The organism is Paraburkholderia sp. SIMBA_027, from assembly GCF_046535315.1.
Classification (GTDB): Bacteria; Pseudomonadota; Gammaproteobacteria; order Burkholderiales; family Burkholderiaceae; genus Paraburkholderia; species Paraburkholderia tropica.
In genome coordinates, this window is record NZ_JAWRWY010001325.1 from 1 (window position 1) to 246 (window position 246).

1 protein-coding gene is annotated in these 246 nt (G+C 60.6%); it reads left to right on the forward strand.

Annotated elements, in window-relative coordinates; genetic code table 11:
- The coding region (locus SB764_RS43460) for a hypothetical protein (protein WP_410867236.1) at window positions 1-246 on the forward strand (246 nt) is incomplete at both ends.

The following is a 246-nucleotide window of genomic DNA, read 5'->3' on the forward strand; positions in this document are numbered from 1 at the left end:
GTGAATGGCGACAGCACAGCCTATGCTGATGTGGGCCCATTCCAGCAATTTGCCATGATGCTTGGTGAATTACACGATATGAAGGTGGTGGTGTACCGATGGGCCGAATGGCAGACAGATGCGCCCACCGGACCGAAAGCCTATGCCGAACCGGTCACGCTGCGCGCCGGTAATGGCCCGACGCTCACGGTCTATCTCGCCGCACTGCCAGGCGGGACGGCGGCTTACATGCTCGCGGAACAACGG